The following is a 20,398-nucleotide window of genomic DNA, read 5'->3' on the forward strand; positions in this document are numbered from 1 at the left end:
ACCCTCAGGCAAGCAAGGAGCACCACCACGTGAACACCCAGGAGCCGCTAACCCAGGCGGAGGTGCAGGGCTTCGCCGCCCTCGCCGCCCGGCTGGCGGAGAACGTCAACGCGGTCGTGCTGGGCAAGCCGCAGGTGGTGCGGCTGGCGCTCACCGCGCTCTTCGCCCAGGGGCATGTGCTGCTGGAGGACGTGCCCGGCGTCGGCAAGACCACCCTGGCCCGGGCGATCGCCGCCACCGTCAAGGGCCAGTGGCGGCGGATCCAGTTCACGCCCGACCTGCTCCCCTCGGACGTCTCCGGGGTGACCATCTTCAACCAGGCCACCCGCGGCTTCGAGTTCCACCCGGGCCCGGTCTTCGCCAACATCGTCATCGCCGACGAGATCAACCGGGCCTCACCGAAGACCCAGTCGGCGCTGCTGGAGGTGATGGAGGAGCGCACCGTCACCGTGGACGGCGTCCGCCATCCGGTGCCGCAGCCGTTCCTGGTGGTGGCCACCCAGAACCCGGTGGAGATGGACGGCACCTACCGGCTGCCGGAGGCCCAGCTGGACCGGTTCCTGGTGAAGCTCTCCGTCGGCTACCCGGACGAGGCGGTCGAGGTGGAGGTGCTGCGCGGCGCGACCGTCCGCTCCCCCGAGGCGCTGACCGCGGTCACCGACACCGCCACCGTCGGGGAGATGGTCCGGATGGCGCTGCGGGTGCACATCGCCGAGCCGCTCTACGCGTACGCGGTGCGCCTCGCCGCGGCCACCCGCACCCATCCACAGGTCCGGGTCGGGGTCAGCCCCCGGGGCGTGATCGCGCTGACCCGCGCCGCGTGCGCGTACGCGCTGATCGACGGGCGGGGGTGGATCATGCCGGAGGATCTGAAGGCGCTCGCCGAACCGGTCTTCGCGCACCGGCTGCTGCTCACCCCGGACGCGCAGGTGCGCGGGGTGACCGCCGGAGAGGTGCTGCGCCAGGCCATCGCCTCGGTGCCGGTGCCGCTGCCGTCGGGGCAACCGGCCCCGGTGCAGGGCTGACCGGCAGCACCGGCATGGGGATCACCGCCCGCGGGGTCGGGCTGCTCGTCGCGGCTGTGCTGCTGCTCGGCGCCGGCCTGCGCTTCGCGTACCCGGAGCTGACGTTGCTCGGCGCGGCGGCCGCGACCGCGGTCGGCTATGCCGCGCTGGTCGCGGCGTGGCGGCCCCGGCTGGCGGTGGGACGGCACGCCGACCCGGACCGGGTGGCCCGCGGCGAGCCGGCCAGCATGACGCTGACCGTGCGCAACACCGGGCGGCTGCGGGCGGCGAACCTGCTCGCCGAGGACCGCTGTGGCGACGAGACGGTGCCCGTGCCGTTGCTGCGGCTGCGACCCGGGCGGGACACCACCGTCCGCTACGACGTGCCGACCCGGCGGCGGGGCATCGTCACGGTCGGGCCGCTGCGGGTGACCCGCCGCGACCCGCTCGGTCTGGTCGCGCTGGCCCGCCCCTACGGAGAGACGGTGCCGGTCTGGGTGCACCCGCGGATCCACCGGATGGGCGCGGTGCCCACCGGCGCCGGGCGCAGCCTGGACGGTCGGGTCGACGCCGTGCCGCACGGTTCGATCACCTTCGACTCCCTGCGGGAGTACGTGGTCGGCGACGAGCTGCGCCGGGTTCATTGGCGCACCAGCGCCCGCGTCGGTCAGTTGATGGTGCGGGAGAACGTGGACACCAGCCTGCCGCAGATCGTGGTGCTGCTGGACAACCGGGCGGCCGCGCACCCGGCGCGCGACGGCGGGGTGGCCGGGTCGTTCGAGTCGAGCTGCGAGGCGGCGGCGTCGATCGTGACCGCGGCGCACCAGGCGGACCTGCCGGTGCTCCTGCTGCTGGTCGTACCGGAGGCTGCGGGTCCGTCGGCCTCGGGCGGGCCGGACGGCGGCGCGGGCGCGGGCCGGGGTGCCGTGGCGCGGATCTGGGCGGCGCTGCGCGGCCGGCGGCGGGCAGTTGCGGACGACGCGGGCGCACGCCCGGGTGGCCAACCCGTCGGCGGGCCGCTGGACCGGCTGGCCGCCGTCGAGCTGGCCGAGAAGGAGGACGACGCGCTGCCCGCGACGGTGACCCGGCTGCGCCGCGACCGGCTCGGCGACACGCTGATCTTCCTCACCGGGCCGGGCGGTCGCGGCGATCTCGGGCACGTCGGCGCACTGCGCGGCGGGTACCCGTCAGTGGTGGTCGGGGTGTTCGGCGCGGCCGATCCGGTGCCGTCCGACGCGGCCGGCCTGGTGGTCATCGACGCGGCCGACGGGGAACAGTTCGCCGCCGAGTGGGACGGGGTCCGGCGGTGGTGAGTTTGCGCGACGGACGGCCCGAGGCCGACGCCACCGCGGGCACAGCCGGCGACGCTGCCGTGTCCGGTGCGGGGGGCGGCGGCGGGCGTCGGCGGGTCACCGGCGTGCTGTGGGCACTGCCGGTGCCGCTGGCGCTGGTCACGATGACCGCGCTGGCCGGCGTGGTGCTCGGCCGGGTGTACGCCGGGCCGCTGCTGCCCCGGCTGCTGGCCGGCGCGGCGGTGGGTGCGGTGCTGGTCAGCGTGGCCGCCCGCCGGCTGCCCTCGTGGCTGGTCGCGCCGGTGTCGGTGCTGGCCATGGCGGCCTGGACGGCGTGGTCGCTGCGGCTGGCCGCCGCGCACGCCGAGCTGCCCGGCAGCCTCGCCGAGGTGACCGCGGACGCGGCGCGCAACGGCATCCCCCGGCTGCTCACCGCGATGATCCCGGTGGAGCCGACCCCGGACACGGTGCTGGTGCCGCTGGTGGCGACCTGGCTGGCCGGGCTGACCGGCTCGGAGGTGGCGCTGCGGGCCGGACGGGTGCTCGCCGGCTACCTGCCACCGGTGGCGCTCTTCGCCGGCGCGCTCTACGTGGTCGGGCCGAACGCCGGACCGGCGCTCTGGCCGACGGTGCTCTTCGTCGCCGCGGCGACGCTGGGGCTGGCGGTCTCCGCCCGGCCCGCTCCGGGCGCCGGTGACCCGGTGGCCGGGCTGGCGCCGGGCGTGCGGACGGCCGTGCGGCTGCGGCTCGCCGGCGGCGCGGCGGTCGGGGTCGCGGTGGTGGTCGGCCTGGTCGCGCTGCTCGGACCGGCGATCGTCGGGCAGGTCGACGGCCGGCCGGTGGACCCGCGCCGCTACGTCGAGCCGCCGCAGGTGGAGACGCTGGACGAGAACCCGCTGATCCGGATCTCCGGTTGGGCGCTGCACCCGGAGCAGCAACTGCTGGAGGTACGCACGGACCGGTCCGGCGCGGTGCCGGGCGCGAGCGGCGACCCGGCCGGGCCGGCGTCGGCCGACCCGAGCGCCGGCCCGGCGGACGGTGGGCCCGAAGCCCCCGCCGAAGACAGCGTGCGGATCCGGCTGGCGGTGCTCAGCGACTACGACGGGGTCACCTGGCGGGTGGGCGCGACGTACCGCAACGCCGGGCGGATCCTGCCGGCCGCCACCCCGGCACCGGACAGCCGCGTCGAGACCGTCCAGCAGCGGATCACCATCGCCGAGCTGACCGGCCGGCTGCTGCCCGCGGTCGCCACCCCCCGCGAGGTCAGCGGCGCCCGGGTGGCGTACGACCCGGCGACCGGCACCCTGATCCGTCCCGAAGGGCTCACCCCCGGGCTGAGCTACACCGTGACCTCCGCCCAGGAACGCCCGGACAACAACCTGCTCGCCACCGCGAACGTGCCGGCCGGCGAGGCGGTCGCCCGGGTGTTGCGGGTCACCGACGGGGTGCCCGAGCCGCTGACCCGTCTCGCCGGCCAGCTCGCCGAGGAGAACGGCGCCCCGTACGCCCGGGCCGCCGCGATCGAGCAGTTCCTCGCCGAGCACTACCGGATGGTCGCCGACGCGCCGAGCGGGCACGCCTACCCCAACCTGAACTTCTTCCTCTTCGGGCCGCGCAACGGCGGCGGGCAGCGCGGCACGTCTGAGCAGTTCGCCGCCGCCTTCGCGGTGCTCGGGCGGCTGACCGGCCTGCCGACCCGGGTGGTGGTGGGATTCGAGTCCACCGGGGACGGTCCGGTCCGGGCCGGCGACGCGTACGCCTGGCCGGAGGTGCTCTTCGACGGGCTGGGCTGGGTGCCGTTCAACCCGCTGCCCCAACCCGACCAGGAGCCCCGGCCGGTCGAGGAGGACTTCCGTCCCGCTCCGTCGGAGCCACCGCCGTCGGAGGTGGCGGAGCCGACGCTGGAACCGACCGCGTCACCGGAGCCGGCCGCCGCGCCCGACGGGTCGGCCGACTCGGGCGGGCTGTCGACCACGGTGCTGGTCGGCGGCGGAACCGGCGGCCTGCTGCTGCTCGTCGGGGCGCTGCTGCTCACCCTGCTCGCGATGCGCCGGACGCTGACCCGGGCCCGGCTGGAACGGGGCGACCCCGGCCAGCGCATCGCCGGCGCCTGGCGGGAGGTCACCGACGCCCTGCGGCTGGCCGGCCAGCCGGTCGGCGACGACCTGGCCGCCACCGAGGTGGCGTCGCATGCCCGCCGTGCCGTCGCACCTGCCGCCCCGCCGACGGCCGATGCGGACGATCCCGCCACCAGCAGGCCGGCGCCCGCCGTGGACGAGTTGGCCGGCCTGCTCAACCAGGTCGGGTTCGCACCGGGCACCGCCACCCCTGACCAGGCCACCCAGGCCGTCGGCATCGCCCGGCGCTACACCGCCGCCCTGCGCGGGACGCGTCCACGCTGGCGCCGCCTGCTCTGGGCGATCCACCCCGGCCCGCTGCGCTGGCGCCGCTGAGCCCGCCGATCGGCCAGGGGGCGTGGTGTCGTCAGTCGCCCGAGAATCCGGTGAAGTGGATCTGGTCCGGGCGGCCGTCGACCTAGCTCACCACATGCGGCGGCGGTGGATCAACTGGTGAGGCGGCGGACGAGTTTGCGCAGGCCGGCCTGCCAGCCGTCGGGGTCCTCGGCGCGGCGGCGGGCGTACCCGGCGACCTCGGGGTGCGGCAGGATCAGGAACCGCTCCTCGGCCAGCCCCGCGACGGTCGCCTCGGCGACCTGGTCCGGGGTGAGCACGTCACCGGAGGCGGCGATCACCCGGGCGCCCAGGTGGCCGGCGGCCATCCCGTCGGCGAGCATCGGGGTGTCCACGCCCTGCGGGCAGAGCGCGCTCACCCGGATCCCCCGGTCCCGGTAGGTGATCGACAGCCACTCGGCGAAGCCCACCGCGGCGTGCTTGGTCGCGGTGTAGGGGGCGTCCCCGACGGCGGTCAGCACACCCGCCGCCGAGCAGGTGTGCAGCAGGTGCCCGCCGCCGCGGGCGAGCATCCCCGGCAGCACCGCGCGGGCCGAGTAGACGTGCGCCAGCACGTTCACCCGCCAGGCGCGGTCCCAACCCGCGTCGTCGATCTCGAGCCCGCCGCCGCTGGCCACGCCCGCGTTGGCGCAGAACAGGTCGATGCGGCCGTAGCGCCGCTCGGCGTCGTCGACCAGGGCCCGGACCTGCTCCTCGTCGGTGACGTCGACGGCCGTCGGGTGCACGGTGGGGCCGATGCCGGCGGCGACGGCGCGGGCCGCGTCGGCGTCCAGGTCGGCCAGGACGACGGCGGCGGCGCCCTCGGCGGTGAACCGGCGGGCCAGCGCCGCGCCGATACCGCCGGCGCCACCGGTGATCACGACAACCCGGTCGGTGAGGTTCACCATCAGGCCTCCGCTCCGTCGGGGCCCAGCCGGGCGATGAGCGCGCTCAGCGCCGCCGGCCCGCCGGCGGTCAGCTCGGGGGTGGGCAGCAGCGCCAGCACCGGCACGTCGACGCCGGCGTCGGCGTAGCGGCGCACCTGCGCCCGGCACTGCTCCGGCGAACCGTGCAGGATCAGCGTGTCGACGACCTCGTCGGGCACGGCGGCGAGGGCGCCGCGCCGGTCGCCGGCCGCCCAGGCCGCCCACATCGGCCCCAGCACCTCGTCGCGGCCGAGCCACCGGTGGAACGCCGCGTACGCCGGCACGGTGAGGTAGCTGGTGATCATGCGGCGGCCCAGCGCGCGGGCGTGCCCGGCGTCCTCGGTGGGGCAGACGAAGATCCGGGCGGTGACCTCGAAGCCGGGGCGGCGCTCGCCGAGCTCGGTCAGGGCGCGCGGCACGTCCTCGGCGGCCAGCCAGTTGAGGATGACCCCGTCGGCCTCCGCGCCGGCGAGCCGCAGCATGCCCGGACGCAGCGCGCCGAGCAGGATCGGCGGCGGCAACGCCGGCGGGCGTTCCAGCGTGAACCGGCGGACGGTGAAGGTGTCGTACGCCTGGTCCACGGTCTGCCCGGCCAGCGCGGCGCGCAGGAAGCGCAGCATGTCCCGGCTGCGCCGGAACGGCTCGGCGAACGGCACCGCGTTCCAGTCCCCCACCACCACCGGTGAGGAGGCGCCGATGCCGAGGGCGAACCGGCCCGGCGCGGTCTCGGCCAGCGCCGCCGCGCTCATCGCGAGCAGCCCCGGCCCCCTGGTGAAGACCGGCGCCACCGCGGTACCGAGCCGCAGCTCCGGCTGCCAGGCGGCGGCGAGCGCCAGCGGGGTGAACGCGTCGGTCCCGGCGACCTCGGCGGACCAGACGTCGGTGAAACCGGCCCGGTCGAGGGTCGCGTAGACCGCGGCGTGGTCGGCGAGCGGGATGCCGCCCAGCGGCACCGTCATGCCCCATCGCGTCGTCACCCGTCGATACTGCCCGGTAACCTCGGCCCGGAGCAAGATCCCGGCCGCGGCCAAGCCGGGCGGACCCGGACGGAACCCGGTTTCCCGGTTGCCGGTGGGCGGCGCCGCCGCCGGTGTTACGAATGCCAGGTGAGCTGGGCCGACGCCGGAACGCGCTGACCGTGGCCAACGGGGGCAGGACCCGCCTGGCACCGACGTCGGGCGATCCGGGGCGGGCCACTTTTCTGGAGCTCTTCTTCGATCTGGTCTACGTCTTCGCGCTGACCCGGATCTCGGCGCGTGCCTTCGAGGACCTCGCCGTCGAGAAGGGCATGGCGCATGGCTGGACCGCGGTCACCGGAGGCGGCAAGACGCTGCTGCTGCTCCTCGCGCTCTGGGCGGTCTGGCAGGGCACCGCCTGGACCACCAGCCGGTACGACCCGCAGCACACCTGGTTGCAGGTCATCGTGATCACCGCGCTGGCGTGCAGCATGGTGATGGGAGTGGCGATCCCGCGGGCGTTCACCGCCACGGGCGTGATGTTCGCGGTGGCGTACGTGGTCGCGCAGGTGTCCCGGCCGCTGATCCTGATGATCGCCCTCGGCCCGCACCCGTACCGGCGGCTCAAGCTGCGGATGACCATCATCTACGCCGCCACCGGGGCGCTCTGGATCGGCGGCGCGCTGCTGTCCACCAATTCGAAGGTGGTGCTCTGGACGGCCGCGCTCTTCGCCGAATATCTCGCGGCCCGCTGCGGCTGGCCGGTGCCTGGGCTCGGCCGGTCCACCGTCTCCCGCTGGGACATCGCTCCGGAACACCTGTCCGACCGGTACCAGCAGTTCTTCCTGGTCGCGCTCGGTGAGACGATCCTGGTCGCCGGTTTCGCGTACAGCAAGGGGCCGTACGATGCCGGCCACGCTGCCGCGTTCGGGCTGGCGCTGGCCACGTCGATCGTGCTGTGGCGCATCTACATGCAGCGGGCCGGGCAGATCCTCGCCGAGGCGGTGGGCAAGGCCCGCCACCCGGCGACGGTCGGCCGGTCCTCGGCGGACACCCATCTGGTGATGGTTATCGGCCTGACCGCCGTGGCGATCGGGTACGAACTGGTCATCGACCATCCGATCGAGCGGCTCCCCATGGCCTGGGTGGCAATGGTGATCGGCGGACCGATGCTCTTCCTGGCCGGCCGGGCCCGCTTCGAGTACGAGGTCTTCAGCCGGGTCTCACCGTCGCGGTGGATCGCCATCCTGGTGCTGCTGGCGTCGACCCCGCTGGTGGTGCGCGTGCCGGGGTTGGTCGCCGCCGCCACCGCCCTCGTGGTGCTGATCGCGGTCGCGGTGGCCGACACCCGCCGGGCGCACGGCCGGCCGCCGGAGGCCGCCGCCCCACCGCGCTGAGCATCGAGGTGAGACGATCGCGGCGCCGCCCGGATACTCTCTGCCGGTGACCTTCTCGATCGTCGCCCGCTCCGATGACGGCCAGCTGCACGGCGTCGCTGTCGCCAGCAAGTTCCTCGCCGCTGGCGCGCTGGTCCCGGCCGCCGAGGCCGACGTCGGCGCGCTGGCCACCCAGGCCAACGCGAACCTCGCCTACCGCCCGCAGGGGCTGACCATGCTGCGTACCGGAGTGGCCGCTGCCGACGTGGTGGCCGGTCTGGTCGCCGCCGACGGCGAGCGCGACCACCGGCAGCTCGGCGTGGTCGCCGCGACCGGCCCGGGCGCCACCTGGACCGGCCCGAAGTGTCACGACTGGGCCGGTGGCCAGGCCGGCGACGGCTGGGCGGCGCAGGGCAACATCCTCACCGGGCCGCAGGTGGTCGACGCGCTGCGCGACACCTGGCTGGCCGGCTCGACGCTGCCGTTCCCGCAGCGGCTGCTGGCCGCCCTGCGCGCCGGCGACGAGGCCGGCGGCGACCGGCGCGGCCGGCAGAGCGCCGGCCTGCTGGTGGTGCGGCGCGGCGGCGGCTACGGCGGCGGCAGCGGCAGCGACGTCGTGGTCGACCTGCGCGTAGACGACCACCCGGACCCGGTCGCCGAGCTCGACCGGCTGCTGGCCGTGCACAGCCTGCTCTTCACCCGGCCCGACCCGGCCACCCTGCTCGACCTCACCGGCGCGCTCGCCGCCGAGGTGGGCGCGCTGCTCGCCGCCCTCGGCCACCAGGACCCGGCCGGCCCGGAGCAGGCGCTGGCCTCCTGGGCCGGCATGGAGAACCTGGAGGAGCGGCTGGTGCCGGGGCGCATCGACCCGGTGGTGCTGGAGCACCTGCGCCGTGCCGCCCCGCACGTGCCGGCGCCGCGCACCGCCAGCTGACCGCCGGCGACCTACAAGATCCATATCATTCGCCACCGATCCTCACGTGAGCGGGCCCGTCCCCCGACCCTCCTTTGTGGAGTGCGAGCATGGCCCGCATGGACATCTACGAGGACGCCCGCACGGTGTCGCGGGCCGACCTGGCCGCCTGGCTGCGCCAACTGGCCAACCAGTTGGACTCTGACGGACGGGTCTACTACGGCGCCGCCGGCGCGGTCGCGGTCGCGGACAAGGTGCGATGCGAACTGGAGATCGAACGCGAGAGCGAGACGGAGTTCTCCGTCGAGATCGAGTTCTCCTGGACCCAGCCCGTGCCCGTGAAGGCGGCGGACGAGGAGGAGAAGGCGGCGAAGGACGACGACGTGGCCGAGGCGAAGGACACCGACGAGGCCGCCGAGGCGACGCCGCAGGCGTGACCGCCCGGCGACGGTGGCCACCGCCTTCGGTGGCTGCCGTTCGCCGTCCGCTCGACCGCAGCGGTGGCCGAATAACATCGAGGGATGGCAGCAGAACCGAAGACGGAAATGAGCCAGTCCAAGGCCTGGGCGTGGCCGGTCGGCATCCTGCTCGGTCTGGTGATCGGCATTCCCCTGCTCGGTCCGGCAGGCGGGGTGGCCTTCGGCGTCGCCATCGGCATCGCCTTCGCGATCGCCTTCGGCGCGACCCGGAACCGCGCTGAAGGGCAGACCGACGGTGGCGCCTCGCAGGGCGACCACGGCGCCGGGCAGGGTGGCGGGGCTTAGCCACCACGGCCCCCGAAGCGGTGGCGTCGGGGGCCGATCCCGTGCCGTGACCGGCGACCGGCCCGGCCCGGAACGCGGTGGGTGCGGGCCGCACCGCGAGATATAGTGCAGCCATGGAGATCACCAGGTTGTCCATCGCCGCGACCGCGCGAGCTACCCGCTCGACGGTCGCCGCCGCCGCCTGATCTCCTGACTCCCGCCGGCGACCGGAAACGGTCCGCCGGCGCCGTACGTCCTCTTTGTCACCTCCCGCGCCCACGCGGACCTTTCCGGTCTTCCTGACCCGAAAGGCCCTCCTGCCGTGAACCCGCAAACGATCATCGACACCTTCATGGACTTCTACCGCGAGCGCGGACACCTGCTGCTGCCCGAGAGCTCGCTGATCCGCCCGTCCGACGATCCGGTGCTCTTCACCAGCTCCGGGATGCACCCACTGACCCCGTACCTGGAGGGACGCCCGCACCCGCTGGGCGACCGCCTGGTCAACGTCCAGCGCTGCCTGCGCACCACCGACCTGGACGAGGTCGGCGACCCCACGCACCTGACCGTGTTCCAGATGCTCGGCTCGTGGTCGCTGGGTGACTACGACGGCCCGCAGAGCCTGCGGTGGGGCTACCACCTGCTGCGCGACGGCTTCGGCGTGAACCGGGACCGGCTGTACGCGACCGTGTTCGGCGGTGACGAGCAGGTGGGACCGGACGACGGCTCGCTGGCGGTCTGGCAGGAGCTCGGCGTGCCGGTGGAGCTGACCGGGCCGGAGAACTGGTGGTCCAACGGACCCACCGGACCGTGCGGGCCCGACTCGGAGATCTTCGTCTGGACCGGCGACACCCCACCGAGCGGCACCCCCACCACCGACGACCGGTGGATGGAGGTGTGGAACCACGTCCAGATGCGCTACCACCGCCACGACGACGGCAGGTTGACCCCGCTGGTCCAGCCCAACGTCGACACCGGGATGGGCCTGGAGCGCATGGAGATGGTGCTGCGGGGCGGACGCTCGGTCTTCGAGGGCGAGGGCTTCCGTCCGTGGGTCCGCACCGTCACGGACCTGTGGCGTCCGGACGAGCAGTCGCTGCGCCGCGTCTGCGACCACCTCCGGTCCAGCGTCGTCGTCGTGGCCGACGGGGTACGGCCGTCGAACACCCGACACGGCTACGTGCTGCGCCGGCTGGTCCGGCGGGTGCTCACCACCCTGTGGCGGGACGACCCCACGCGTACCCTGTCGGACCTGCCGACCGAGCCGATCACGCACACGCTGGACTGGTTCCGGCTGGGCGTCGACGTCGGCGAGCTACGCGCCCTGCTGCGCGACGAGGAGCGGCGGTTCCGCGAGCTGCTGCGTCGCGGTCGCCAGGTCGTCGCCCGTCAGCTGTCCGGCGGGCCGCTCACCGAGGACGACTACCGCTACCTGCACGACACGCACGGCCTCCCCCGCGACCTCGTCGAGGGGCTGGCGGCCGAGGCGCGGTGACCCGCGCGACGACCCGTCGTCGCCGTGCCGCACTCTCGCGGCGACGACGGAGTCGCCGACTACGCCCTGTCCCAGACGCCGGTGGCGGCGGCGTCCTTGGCGTAGTCGGCGAAGTCGCGCGGCGGCCGGCCCAGTGCGCGCCGCACCCCGTCGGCCACCTGGGCGTTGCGACCGTCCAGGACGGTCGTGAACAGGTACGTCAGCAACTCGACGACCTCCGCCGGCACACCCTCGGCGGCCAACGCCCCCGTGTACTCCTCGACGGAGACCGGAACGAAGGCGATACGCCGGCCCGTCGCCCGGGCGATCTCGTCGACCGCGTCGGCGAAGGTGAGCAGCCGCGGGCCGGTCAACTCGTAGAGCTGCCCCGCGTGGCCGCGCCCCGTCAGTGCCGCCACCGCCACCTCGGCGATGTCGTCGGCGTCCACGAACGGCTCGGGCACGGTCCCGACCGGGAGAACCACCTCACCACCCGACACCGGCTCCCGCAGGTAGTCCTCGCTGAAGTTCTGGTTGAACCAGCTCGACCGCAGGATCGTCCACTCGACCCCCGCGGACTCGATCAGCTTCTCGGCGGCCCGGGCCTCCTCCTCACCCCGCCCGGACAGCAGCACCAGCCGGGAGACCCCGGAGGCCACCGCGAGATCGGCGAACGCGCCGACGGTCTCGGGGGCGCCCGGCACGGCGAGGTCCGGGTAGAAGGACACGTACACGGCGCCGACGTCGCGGACGGCCGGCGCCCAGGTCGTCCGGTCCGTCCAGTCGAAGGGCTGCGCGGCGGACCGGGAACCCACCCGGACCGGCACTCCCCCGCCCCGCAGTCGCTGTACGACGCGACGGCCGGTCTTGCCGGTGCCGCCCAGGACCAGGATCGTCTTCTGCTCTCGCGCGTTCGTCATAGGAACCATTGAAGGGCGGGCCGGTGAGACTGCACATAGCCAGGACGCGCACCTTTGTGTTCAATCGTCTACGTGGATGCTGTCTCCGGTCTGCTCGACGGACCCCGGGCGCAGGGCGCGTTCCTGCTCCGCTCGATCCTGACCCCGCCCTGGTCGATGGCCATCAGGGACGAGGCGCCGCTCACCCTGGTGGCCGTCGTCCGGGGCGACGCCTGGACCGTTCCCGATGAGGGCGCGGCCGTACGGCTCGGCCCCGGGGACGTGGCGATCATCCGGGGCACCGGCCCGTACACCGTCGCCGACGACCCGGCCACGGCGCCGCAAGTGATCGTCCATCCGGGCCAGCGCTGCACCACCCCGGACGGCCAGGAACTGTTCGAGATGACCCAGCTGGGCGTACGGACCTGGGGCAATGGCCTGGACGGTCCGACGATCCTGCTCACCGGCACGTACACGATGCAGGGTGCGGTCGGCCAGCGGCTGCTGGGCGCGCTGCCGCCGCTGGTGGTCGTGCGACGCGATTCCTGGGACTCCCCGTTGGTCGCGCTGCTGGCCACCGAGATCGTGAAGGACGACCCCGGTCAGGAAGCGGTGCTCGACCGCCTACTCGACCTGCTGCTGATCGCCACGTTGCGGGAGTGGTTCGCCCAACCCGGGGCCAAGGCCCCTGCCTGGTACACGGCACACGGCGACCCCGTGGTCGGCAAGGCCCTGCAACTGCTCCACAACAACCCCGCCCAGCCCTGGACCGTGGCGTCCCTGGCTGCCCAGACCGGGGTCTCCCGGGCCGCGCTGGCCCGCCGGTTCACCGCGCTGGTCGGTGAACCGCCCATGTCGTACCTCACCGAGTGGCGGCTGGCCCTCGCAGCCGACCTGCTCCGCGAGCCGGACGCCACCGTCGGTGCGGTCGCCCACCGCGTCGGCTACGGCAGCTCCTTCGCCCTGAGCACCGCCTTCAAACGCCGCCGCGGGGTGAGCCCTCGACAGCACCGGGTGGCCGCCGGTGCTTAGCTCTCAACATCTGTAAGCGGAGATCCGACGCGCCGCTGTCACCATGTCCTCACAACTCGCGATACGTCCGACCCAATTCGCCTTGTCGTCCTTTCGGCCCGTGTCTACTGTGCGGTGATGCGCTCGCGACTGCTGACGGTGACCTACGACGCGCACGACCCGGCTCTCCTGGCGAAGTTCTGGGCCGACATGCTCGGCCGGCGGATCGTCGAGGACGCTCATGGGGTGTTCCTGCCTGGCACGGACACCCAGCTCAGCCTCCGGTTCGTCCCGAGCCGCGCGGAGCAGGGAGGGCCGAGCCGCACCATGCACCTGCACCTGACCAGCGCCGGCCAGACCGATCAGCACCAAACGGTGGCGACGGCACTGGAGCTCGGCGCCGGCCACCTCGACGTCGGGCAGCGCCCGGAAGAGGAACACGTAGTCCTGGCCGACCCCGAAGGCAACCCATTCTGCGTGATCGAGCATGGCAACACCTTCCTCGCCGGGTGCGGCTTTCTCGGGGAGATCGCCTGCGACGGCACCCGGGAGGTCGGCCTCTTCTGGAGCCGGGCGCTGGGCTGGCCACTGGTGTGGGACCAGGACCAGGAAACCGCGATCCAGTCGCCGCACGGCGGCACCAAGGTCGCGTGGGGAGGCCCGCCCGTCACTCCGAAAGAGGTGCGGAACCGGCAGCACTTCGATCTTGCCTCGGTCGGTGGCGGCCAGCAGGCGGAGGTCGATCGACTGGTCTCCCTCGGGGCCACTCAGCTCGGGATCGGTGCGGACGGCGCCGTCATGCTGGCCGACCCCGACGGCAACGAGTTCTGCGTGACAACTGAATGACCACGGGGCCGCCTGGTCCCCCAGCGCGTCACAGCGGCCCGCTGCCGATCATCGCCCGGTGCTGCCCGCCACCGCGCGCCGCGGTCACGGGCGGATCACCGCCCGCCTGCCGCGCAGCTCACCCCGCTCGAGCATGCGGTGCGCCTCGCCCGTCGCCGACAACGGCAGCGGCAGGATCTCGCGCGGGGCCACCCGCCCGTCGACGAGCAGCCGGTTCACCATGCCGGCGGCTTCGGCCAACTCCGCGACGGTGGCGCGGGAGATCGCGAAGCCGATGACGGCGCGGTCGTACTGATAGAGCGCGCCGGCCGGCAGCACCGGCCGGGAGGCGCCCCCGGCGAACAGCACGATCCGTCCGCGTGGGGCGAGCAGGTCGAGCACCGACTCCACCTCGTTACGCCCGGCCGTGTCCAGGAACACGTCGACGCCGTCGGGGCAGGCCGATCTCAGCCGGTCGACGAGGTCCGGGGCGCGATAGTCGAGCACCTCGCTGGCGCCGGTGCGCCGGCAGTAGTCGGCGTCCGCCGCCGAGGCGGTCGCCACGACGCGGGCACCGGCCGTGGCGGCGAGGGCCACCAGCGCCACCCCGACGTTGCCGGCGCCACCCGCGACGACCACGGTCTCACCGGGCCGGAGCCGGCCGTGGACGAACAACGCCAGGTACGCCGTGGCGGCCGGGTGCACCACGGTCACCGCGGTGGCCGGCTCGACGCCGGCGGGCAGCCGGTAGAGCCGGTCCACCGCGACCACGGCCTGCTCGGCGGCGCTGCCCTGCCGTCCGTCGTGCCCCAGGCTGTTGCACCAGACCAGGTCGCCGGAGCGGAAGCCGGCGACGCCCGGGCCCACCTCGGCCACCCGGCCGACCAGGTCGCGGCCGACCACGAAGGGCCACGGCAGCGGCGTGGGATAGGCCCCGGAACGTACGAAGGTGTCGACGGGGTTGACGGTGGTGGCGACCACGTCGACCAGGACGTCGGTCGGGCCCGGGCGGGGTGCCGGCAGCTCGCCGAACCGGATGTCGGCGGCGGACCCGGGACGCTCGATGTACGCGGCTCGCATGCCCTCATTCTGGTCGGCATCCCGAGGGCCCGGCGCTCCGACCCGGAATGTGAGAGGCGCCGGACCGACGCAGAACACCAGGTCAGGGCCTTCGCCACCGGCCCGCCGCCCGGCATTCGAACCCGGAACCGCGGGCGCCCTCGCGTCGAGGGCACCCGCTTCGCTCGGTGCGTCAGGCCGATGCCCGGACGGCCGGGCCCGCCGTCCGCTCCCCCGTGACGCGGCGGCGCCGGGTCGGCAACCCGAGCGTCGGGTTGGCCACGCCCCAGGCGGCACCCTTGCAGACCAGCTCCTTGTAGACGGCGGCGAGCCGTCCGGTCAGGACCGCCTGCACGGCGCGGTCGTCGGCGGTGACGTACTGGATCAGGCCCTCCTTGCGGCCCAGCGAGATGCACTGGTTGAAGTAGCGGATCGGCGCGTTCGGGATCTTCCCGCCGGTCAGACGCGCCGCGATCGCGTCGGCGGCCTGCCACGCGGCCGGAGTTCCCGAGGCGCACGACATCCGCAGCGGCTTGTCTCCGGGGCCCATCGCCATGGCCGCGTCGCCGATGGCGTACACGTCCGGGTGCGAGACCGAGCGCATGGTGCCGTCGACCACGATCTGGCCGGTGCCGGTGACCTCCAGGGCGGTCGCCTTCGCGATCGGGTGGACCGCGAAGCCGGTAGTCCAGACGGTGACCGCGGCCGGGATGGCCTTGCCGTCGGCGGTGGTGACGCGGCCGGCTTCGACGCCGGTGACGGCGGTGTGCTCGTGCGCGGTGATCCCGAGCCTGCCGAAGACCTTCCGCAGGTGCGCGCGGCCCCTGGGCGAGAGCCAGTCGCCGAGGCCGCCGCGGGCGGCGAGGGCGACGTCGAGGTCCGGGCGAGCCTCGGCGATCTCGGTCGCGGCTTCCACGCCGGTGAGCCCGCCGCCGACGACGACCACGCTCTGCCCGGCGTCGAGTCGGGCCAGGCGCTCGCGCAGCCGGAGCGCTCCGGGGCGGCTGGCGATCTCGTAGGCGTGCTCGGCGGTCCCGGGGACGCCCTGGGCGTTCCAGCCGCTGCCGAGGGCGTAGACGAGCGTGTCGTAGGCGAGTTCCTCGGCGCCGTTCGCGTCGACGACGGCGACGGTCCTGCGGTCGACGTCGACGCCGGTGATCTTTCCGAGCCGCAGTTCGACGCCGGTGCCCGCGAACATCTCGCGGAATGGCCGGGGCTTGAGGTCCTGGCCGGTCGCCAGCTGGTGCATGCGGACGCGTTCGACGAAGTCGGGCTCGGCGTTGACGAGCGTGATGGCGACGTCCTCGCGGCGGAGCCGCTTGGCGAGACGGCCGGCGGCGATGGCTCCGGTGTATCCGGCTCCGAGGACGATGATCCGGTGCTGCATTTCGCTGCTCCTGTCTGCGCGGGCTTGCCCTATGAACCGGGCGGCCCGCCGTTTCCTGACAGCAGCGCGATGTGAAGCAGCTCACGTACGGGTCAGAAGGCCCGGAACAGGGGCTCCCCGTGCTCGGCGGCCGCCCAGTGCGCGGTCGCGCGTTCGAGCTTGTCAGGGTTGACCTGGTTGCGGCACGCCGCGATTCCCTCGGCGGTGACCTCCAGGCACATGACGCCGATGACCCGGCCGTCCACGACGGCCACGACGGCGGGGTCGCCGTTGGCGGTCCAGGCGTAGATCTCGACCGCGCCGCCGAGCAGGACGCGCTTGGCCTCGCCGGGCTTGAACAGGCCCCGCAGGAACTTCGCGACCGCGACGGCGCCCTCGATCGCCCTGGCGCGGGCCGGGACCTTTCCACCGCCGTCGCCGACCGAAACGGCGTCCGCGGTGAGCAGGCGTACGAGCGGCTCGATCTGGCCGCTGGTGGTGGCCGCCATGAACTCCTCGACGATCCGCCGGGCGGCGGCCTTGTCGATCTCGGCGCGGGCCTTGCCGTCCGCGATGCGCTTCTTGGCACGGTGCAGGATCTGCTGGCTGCCGGCCTCGCTGATGTCGAGGATCTCGGCGATCTCCCGGTGCGGGTAGTCGAAGGCCTCCCGCAGCACGTACACCGCCCGCTCGTTGGGCGAGAGGCGCTCCATGAGGGTGAGGACCGCGTACGAGACCGATTCGCGCTGCTCGGCGGAGTCGGCCGGGCCGAGCATCGGGTCCCCGCCGAGCAGCGGCTCGGGGAGCCACTCGCCCACATAGGTCTCGCGGCGCGCCCGCGCGGAGGTGAGCTGGTTGAGGCACAGGTTGGTGAGGGCCTTCGTCAGCCAGGCCTCGGGGACCTCGATGCGGTCGACGTCGACGGCCTGCCAGCGCAGGAACGTCTCCTGCACGGCGTCCTCGGCCTCCGCGGCGGAGCCGAGGAGGCGGTAGGCGATGGCCTCCAGGCGGGGCCGGAAGGCCTCGAACCGGTCGACGTCGTTCGCCATCAGGGGCACGGCTGGATCCTAGCCCGAGCGGCGCGACTCGGCCGCGATGGCGGTGTCGGTCGAGTAGCCCCTGCCGGCTACCGCTCGCAGGACCCGCTGTCGAGGTGGAAGTACCTCGTGTTGGCCCAGCGGCAGAGCCGGATGCCGACGACAACGCCGGCGATCGTGACCAGGGCGGGTAGGTACCCGCTGGCGACCTGCACGATCGGGATCGCCGGACAGCCACCCGAGATCGCCCAGCCGGTACCGAACAGCACCGCGCCGGGGATCACGCCGGCGTGGATGCGTCCCGGGTTGCGGCGGACACGCAGTACGGCGAACACCACGACGATGATCGCTACGGCGCCGGCGAAGGCCAGGAACATGCGAGGATCCTGGAAGGTGAACATGCGGTTCAGTTCGGCGTAGTCAGCGAAGCCGATGTTCGTGACGGTGAAGCCGAGGGCAAGCCCGGCGATGATGTTGGCGACGAGTATCCCGCCCCGGGTACGCATCAGATCACCTTCCACAGCAGAAATGACACGAGGACGCCGGTGCCGAAGAAGACGGCGGTGGCGACGATGCTGACCGGCTGTAGTCGGCCGCAGCCGTTGAGCCCGTGACCGCTGCTGCACCCTCCGGCGAGACGGGTGCCGAAGCCGACGAGCACACCGCCGACGAACAGTGTGCCGATCATTGCGATCGGCTTGTCGGTCACGATCCGGCCGAAGGCGTCGCCCATGTCGAGGCGGAGCTGGAATCTGCCGGCGGTAACGGCCGCTACCCACCCGCCGACGAAGATTGACAGAAGCAGGGCGGCCTGGCTGACCAAGGGCGCCGGGAGCATGCTCGCCATCGAGGAGCTCACCGCCGTCGGCGGTCGCACCTCCTGTCCCGGTGTCCGCGCGTCTCCGTGCGGAGCGGGAGGCGCGGCAGGCGCAGGCGAACCCGCTCCGAACTGGTCGGCGGTGGCCACGGCGAGAGCGTCGGCGAGGACACGTTCGTCGGCGAACTGGGCGTTCACCCGTTCGACACGGCGTTCGGCGCGCCAGTGCAGCACACGGTCCCACGCGCCGGACACCCCGAAGGATCGATCGGTCGTCACGGCGTAGTTGATGGTGGTGAGGGCGAGCCCGGCGGCCCCCGCCCACCACGGCCAGTATCCAGTCATGCGGAGGTCGCCAGCCAATCTGTTAGTCGGGTCCACCACCGGACCCGCCGAGGCGCCGGTGGGGTCGATGGGGTTCCGGCGGGGTGGGGGCCCTGCGGGGCTGGTCCGGTGTTCAGGCCTTGGGTGGGTACCGGTACCGGGTCGGGCTGCCGGGCCGGCACCGCCGGCGATTCGAACCGTTGCGAGGAGCCCGGACCGAGCCGTGACGTCGGTGTCTGCGGCGTCTTGGTCCCCGCCGAGCCAGCGGCGGCGGCGCCTCGCAGGTGCAACGCGTCGGAACCGTTCGGGAGGAGGGTGATCGGCACGAGCCGGCCCGTCCTGGACAGCTGGTACCGAGCGCACGTCTGCCAACCCTCGGCACTGTCGCAGTAGTGGTCGCGCCAGTTACGCAAGCTTGCGTTGAGCAGCGGGAAGAGCGGACAGCCCTGAGCGTGTGAGCAGCCCATGTTGCTCCGATCTGGCCAGCGTCACCCGGGGCTATTGGGCGAGATGGCATGAGCTGGAGGGGTAGGTCTCGGTCAGCGAGCTTACATACCGAATAGGCGATTAGCGATACCGGGGTGATCAAGTCGAACCCCACCTGATCAATGGCTTCGCCCCGGGCCTGCCTCGACCTGGGCGCGGACGGACGTCCGTCGTCCGGGGCGGACAGAAACCGCTCAGCCGCCGAAGGAGAGCCAGCGGAAGCCGGCGGCGTCGACCACCGCCCGTTCCCGGTCGGTGAGCGGCGCCCGCCCGGTCGCCTTGCGGATCAGCGTCAGCCGGTCCCAACCCAGCTCGACCGGGACCGGTCGCCCTCCGGCGAGCAGGTCGGCGACCACCTCCGCGGCGGCCGGGGTGAACCAGGGCTCGCGGTGCAGCGCCGCGGCGAGGTCCAGGCCGTGCACACCGACCTCCACCACCCGGGTACGCAGGAACTCGGTGAGGCTCATCGCGTCGCCGTGCCGGGTGCGGACCACCCGGTCGGCAGGCGCGACGGCGACCGCCGCGTCGGCGGCCCGCCAGGCCCGGTCGAAGTCGGCCACCAGCGCGGGGCCGTCGAGCTGTCGCGCCTCCCGCCGCCCGCTGTCGATCCGGGCCGCGTCGACGTCGGAGGTGAACTTCGGTGCGCCGAAGTAGCCGGCGGCGTTTACCTCCGCCCGGTCCGGGGCGGGCGCGGCGAGCATGTCGGTGAGTCGGCCGGCGCCGGTGCGGACGTGGGCGAGCAGCTCTCGTACGGTCCAGGGCCGGCAGTCGGTGGGCCGGTCCAGGTCCGCCTCGGCGAGACCACGCAGCACCTCGCCGAGTCGCGCGCACTCGTCCCGGAACGCCGCCCGTACCGTCTCCACCGTTGCTCCCCCCGTCCGGCTGCCGCCCGTACCCTCTCACGACGCCGCGCCCCGCGCTCCGGCCGTTTCGGCGCCGATCCGGCGGGTACGCGCGACCGGGACCGAGTGAGGGGGCGCCACCGATGGCCGGGATCATGATGCGCAGCACCGCGTTCAACGACCACGACCTGCTGCCGGACCGCTTCGCCCGCGACGGCGGCAACGTGTCGCCGCCGCTGGAGTGGGGGCAGGTGCCCGAGGGAGCGAACGAGCTGCTCCTGCTGGTGGAGGATCGCGACGCCGGGCGTGAGCCGTTCCTGCACTGGCTGGTCACCGGCATCCGGCCGGTCTCCGGCGGGATTGGCGAGGGCGTGGTGCCCTCGGGCGGCCGGGAGTGGCCCAACGGCTTCGGGGAAATCGGCTGGGGCGGGCCGCAGCCGCCGCGCGGCGACGACCCGCACCGCTACTTCTTCCGGCTCTGGGCGCTGAACCGCCCGCTGGAACTGCCGGACGCGCCGCAGGCGGCGGACGTGCACCAGGCCATCACCGGCCACGAGTTCGCCAGCGGGACCGTGGTGGGGTTGTACGCCCGCTGAGC

At 73.8% G+C, this 20,398-nt stretch carries 20 protein-coding genes; 11 read left to right on the top strand and 9 right to left on the bottom strand.

Annotated elements, in window-relative coordinates; genetic code table 11:
* The first annotated feature begins 29 nt into the window (after nt 1–29).
* Genes AB0C04_RS21220 through AB0C04_RS21230 form a run of 3 tightly spaced genes read left to right on the top strand, consistent with a single transcriptional unit; the run spans nt 30 to nt 4,749 of the window.
* A complete protein-coding gene (locus AB0C04_RS21220; protein WP_357057159.1) occupies nt 30–1,025 on the top strand; it encodes a MoxR family ATPase in 996 nt (331 codons plus the stop codon).
* A gap of 14 nt (nt 1,026–1,039) precedes the next feature.
* The gene (locus tag AB0C04_RS21225; RefSeq protein ID WP_357057161.1) at nt 1,040–2,317 is read left to right on the top strand and encodes a DUF58 domain-containing protein; all 1,278 of its coding nucleotides are present in this window, start codon (nt 1,040–1,042) and stop codon (nt 2,315–2,317) included.
* A complete protein-coding gene (locus AB0C04_RS21230) occupies nt 2,293–4,749 on the top strand; it encodes a transglutaminaseTgpA domain-containing protein (RefSeq protein ID WP_357057163.1) in 2,457 nt (818 codons plus the stop codon). Before AB0C04_RS21225 ends, AB0C04_RS21230 begins: the two co-directional genes overlap by 25 nt.
* A gap of 110 nt (nt 4,750–4,859) precedes the next feature.
* Here the strand turns inward: AB0C04_RS21230 and AB0C04_RS21235 are convergent, their stop codons facing one another.
* Nucleotides 4,860–5,651, bottom strand: a complete 792-nt coding sequence (locus AB0C04_RS21235) for an SDR family oxidoreductase (protein ID WP_357057295.1) — start codon at nt 5,649–5,651, stop codon at nt 4,860–4,862.
* A gap of 2 nt (nt 5,652–5,653) precedes the next feature.
* Nucleotides 5,654–6,631, bottom strand: coding sequence for an LLM class F420-dependent oxidoreductase (locus AB0C04_RS21240; RefSeq protein ID WP_357057297.1), 978 nt, complete (start codon nt 6,629–6,631; stop codon nt 5,654–5,656).
* Between the two features lie 140 nt (nt 6,632–6,771).
* Between AB0C04_RS21240 and AB0C04_RS21245 the strand changes: the two genes are divergently transcribed.
* The 5 genes from AB0C04_RS21245 (at nt 6,772) to AB0C04_RS21265 (ending at nt 11,155) form a co-directional block, all read left to right on the top strand.
* Entirely contained in the window at nt 6,772–8,025 is a 1,254-nt protein-coding gene (locus tag AB0C04_RS21245; RefSeq protein ID WP_357057165.1) for a low temperature requirement protein A, read from the top strand.
* A 46-nt stretch (nt 8,026–8,071) separates the two neighbouring features.
* Complete coding sequence (locus AB0C04_RS21250; protein WP_357057167.1) at nt 8,072–8,938, top strand: DUF1028 domain-containing protein; 867 nt, start codon at nt 8,072–8,074, stop codon at nt 8,936–8,938.
* 98 nt (nt 8,939–9,036) lie between these two features.
* On the top strand, nt 9,037–9,354 hold the full coding sequence (locus AB0C04_RS21255; protein ID WP_357057169.1) for an amphi-Trp domain-containing protein: 318 nt from the start codon (nt 9,037–9,039) through the stop codon (nt 9,352–9,354).
* Between the two features lie 84 nt (nt 9,355–9,438).
* Entirely contained in the window at nt 9,439–9,681 is a 243-nt protein-coding gene (locus AB0C04_RS21260) for a hypothetical protein (RefSeq protein WP_357057171.1), read from the top strand.
* A gap of 301 nt (nt 9,682–9,982) precedes the next feature.
* The gene (locus AB0C04_RS21265; RefSeq protein ID WP_357057173.1) at nt 9,983–11,155 is read left to right on the top strand and encodes an alanine--tRNA ligase-related protein; all 1,173 of its coding nucleotides are present in this window, start codon (nt 9,983–9,985) and stop codon (nt 11,153–11,155) included.
* Between the two features lie 59 nt (nt 11,156–11,214).
* On the opposite strand, the gene AB0C04_RS21270 is transcribed toward AB0C04_RS21265, so the two are convergent.
* Nucleotides 11,215–12,054 (bottom strand): NAD(P)H-binding protein, encoded by an 840-nt coding sequence (locus tag AB0C04_RS21270; RefSeq protein ID WP_357057175.1) that lies wholly within the window; start codon nt 12,052–12,054, stop codon nt 11,215–11,217.
* A gap of 72 nt (nt 12,055–12,126) precedes the next feature.
* Between AB0C04_RS21270 and AB0C04_RS21275 the strand changes: the two genes are divergently transcribed.
* Both AB0C04_RS21275 and AB0C04_RS21280 read left to right on the top strand, forming a co-directional pair.
* Nucleotides 12,127–13,065 carry an AraC family transcriptional regulator gene (locus tag AB0C04_RS21275; RefSeq protein WP_357057177.1) on the top strand — a complete coding sequence of 313 codons (939 nt, stop codon included), beginning with the start codon at nt 12,127–12,129 and terminating at the stop codon, nt 13,063–13,065.
* A 138-nt stretch (nt 13,066–13,203) separates the two neighbouring features.
* On the top strand, nt 13,204–13,890 hold the full coding sequence (locus AB0C04_RS21280; protein ID WP_357057179.1) for a VOC family protein: 687 nt from the start codon (nt 13,204–13,206) through the stop codon (nt 13,888–13,890).
* A gap of 84 nt (nt 13,891–13,974) precedes the next feature.
* Here the strand turns inward: AB0C04_RS21280 and AB0C04_RS21285 are convergent, their stop codons facing one another.
* The 6 genes from AB0C04_RS21285 to AB0C04_RS21310 form a co-directional block, all read right to left on the bottom strand.
* Nucleotides 13,975–14,949 (bottom strand): NADPH:quinone reductase, encoded by a 975-nt coding sequence (locus AB0C04_RS21285; RefSeq protein ID WP_357057181.1) that lies wholly within the window; start codon nt 14,947–14,949, stop codon nt 13,975–13,977.
* Between the two features lie 172 nt (nt 14,950–15,121).
* On the bottom strand, nt 15,122–16,315 hold the full coding sequence (locus AB0C04_RS21290; RefSeq protein ID WP_357057183.1) for an FAD-dependent oxidoreductase: 1,194 nt from the start codon (nt 16,313–16,315) through the stop codon (nt 15,122–15,124).
* Between the two features lie 92 nt (nt 16,316–16,407).
* Complete coding sequence (locus tag AB0C04_RS21295) at nt 16,408–17,352, bottom strand: RNA polymerase sigma-70 factor (RefSeq protein WP_357057185.1); 945 nt, start codon at nt 17,350–17,352, stop codon at nt 16,408–16,410.
* Nucleotides 17,353–17,420: 68 nt separating this feature from the next.
* Entirely contained in the window at nt 17,421–17,837 is a 417-nt protein-coding gene (locus AB0C04_RS21300) for a YeeE/YedE thiosulfate transporter family protein (protein WP_357057187.1), read from the bottom strand.
* Nucleotides 17,837–18,427, bottom strand: a complete 591-nt coding sequence (locus AB0C04_RS21305; RefSeq protein ID WP_357057189.1) for a YeeE/YedE thiosulfate transporter family protein — start codon at nt 18,425–18,427, stop codon at nt 17,837–17,839. The genes AB0C04_RS21300 and AB0C04_RS21305 overlap by 1 nt, the downstream gene beginning before the upstream one ends.
* Before the next feature lie 725 nt (nt 18,428–19,152).
* A complete protein-coding gene (locus AB0C04_RS21310) occupies nt 19,153–19,821 on the bottom strand; it encodes a maleylpyruvate isomerase N-terminal domain-containing protein (protein ID WP_357057191.1) in 669 nt (222 codons plus the stop codon).
* A gap of 122 nt (nt 19,822–19,943) precedes the next feature.
* Between AB0C04_RS21310 and AB0C04_RS21315 the strand changes: the two genes are divergently transcribed.
* On the top strand, nt 19,944–20,396 hold the full coding sequence (locus AB0C04_RS21315; protein WP_357057193.1) for a YbhB/YbcL family Raf kinase inhibitor-like protein: 453 nt from the start codon (nt 19,944–19,946) through the stop codon (nt 20,394–20,396).
* Nucleotides 20,397–20,398: the final 2 nt, after the last annotated feature.

It is taken from the genome of Micromonospora sp. NPDC048909, assembly GCF_040649635.1.
In the GTDB taxonomy this organism is placed as follows: domain Bacteria; phylum Actinomycetota; class Actinomycetes; order Mycobacteriales; family Micromonosporaceae; genus Micromonospora.

Bases quoted from the DNA above. Each gene is read 5' to 3' on its own strand.
- AB0C04_RS21290 (WP_357057183.1), bottom strand. From the start codon at position 16,315: ATGCAGCACCGGATCATCGTCCTCGGAGCCGGATACACCGGAGCCATC.
- AB0C04_RS21240 (WP_357057297.1), bottom strand. From the start codon at position 6,631: ATGACGGTGCCGCTGGGCGGCATCCCGCTCGCCGACCACGCCGCGGTC.
- AB0C04_RS21245 (WP_357057165.1), top strand. From the start codon at position 6,772: ATGCCAGGTGAGCTGGGCCGACGCCGGAACGCGCTGACCGTGGCCAAC.
- AB0C04_RS21315 (WP_357057193.1), top strand. From the start codon at position 19,944: ATGGCCGGGATCATGATGCGCAGCACCGCGTTCAACGACCACGACCTG.
- AB0C04_RS21255 (WP_357057169.1), top strand. From the start codon at position 9,037: ATGGACATCTACGAGGACGCCCGCACGGTGTCGCGGGCCGACCTGGCC.
- AB0C04_RS21285 (WP_357057181.1), bottom strand. From the start codon at position 14,949: ATGCGAGCCGCGTACATCGAGCGTCCCGGGTCCGCCGCCGACATCCGG.
- AB0C04_RS21225 (WP_357057161.1), top strand. From the start codon at position 1,040: ATGGGGATCACCGCCCGCGGGGTCGGGCTGCTCGTCGCGGCTGTGCTG.
- AB0C04_RS21270 (WP_357057175.1), bottom strand. From the start codon at position 12,054: ATGACGAACGCGCGAGAGCAGAAGACGATCCTGGTCCTGGGCGGCACC.
- AB0C04_RS21260 (WP_357057171.1), top strand. From the start codon at position 9,439: ATGGCAGCAGAACCGAAGACGGAAATGAGCCAGTCCAAGGCCTGGGCG.
- AB0C04_RS21300 (WP_357057187.1), bottom strand. From the start codon at position 17,837: ATGCGTACCCGGGGCGGGATACTCGTCGCCAACATCATCGCCGGGCTT.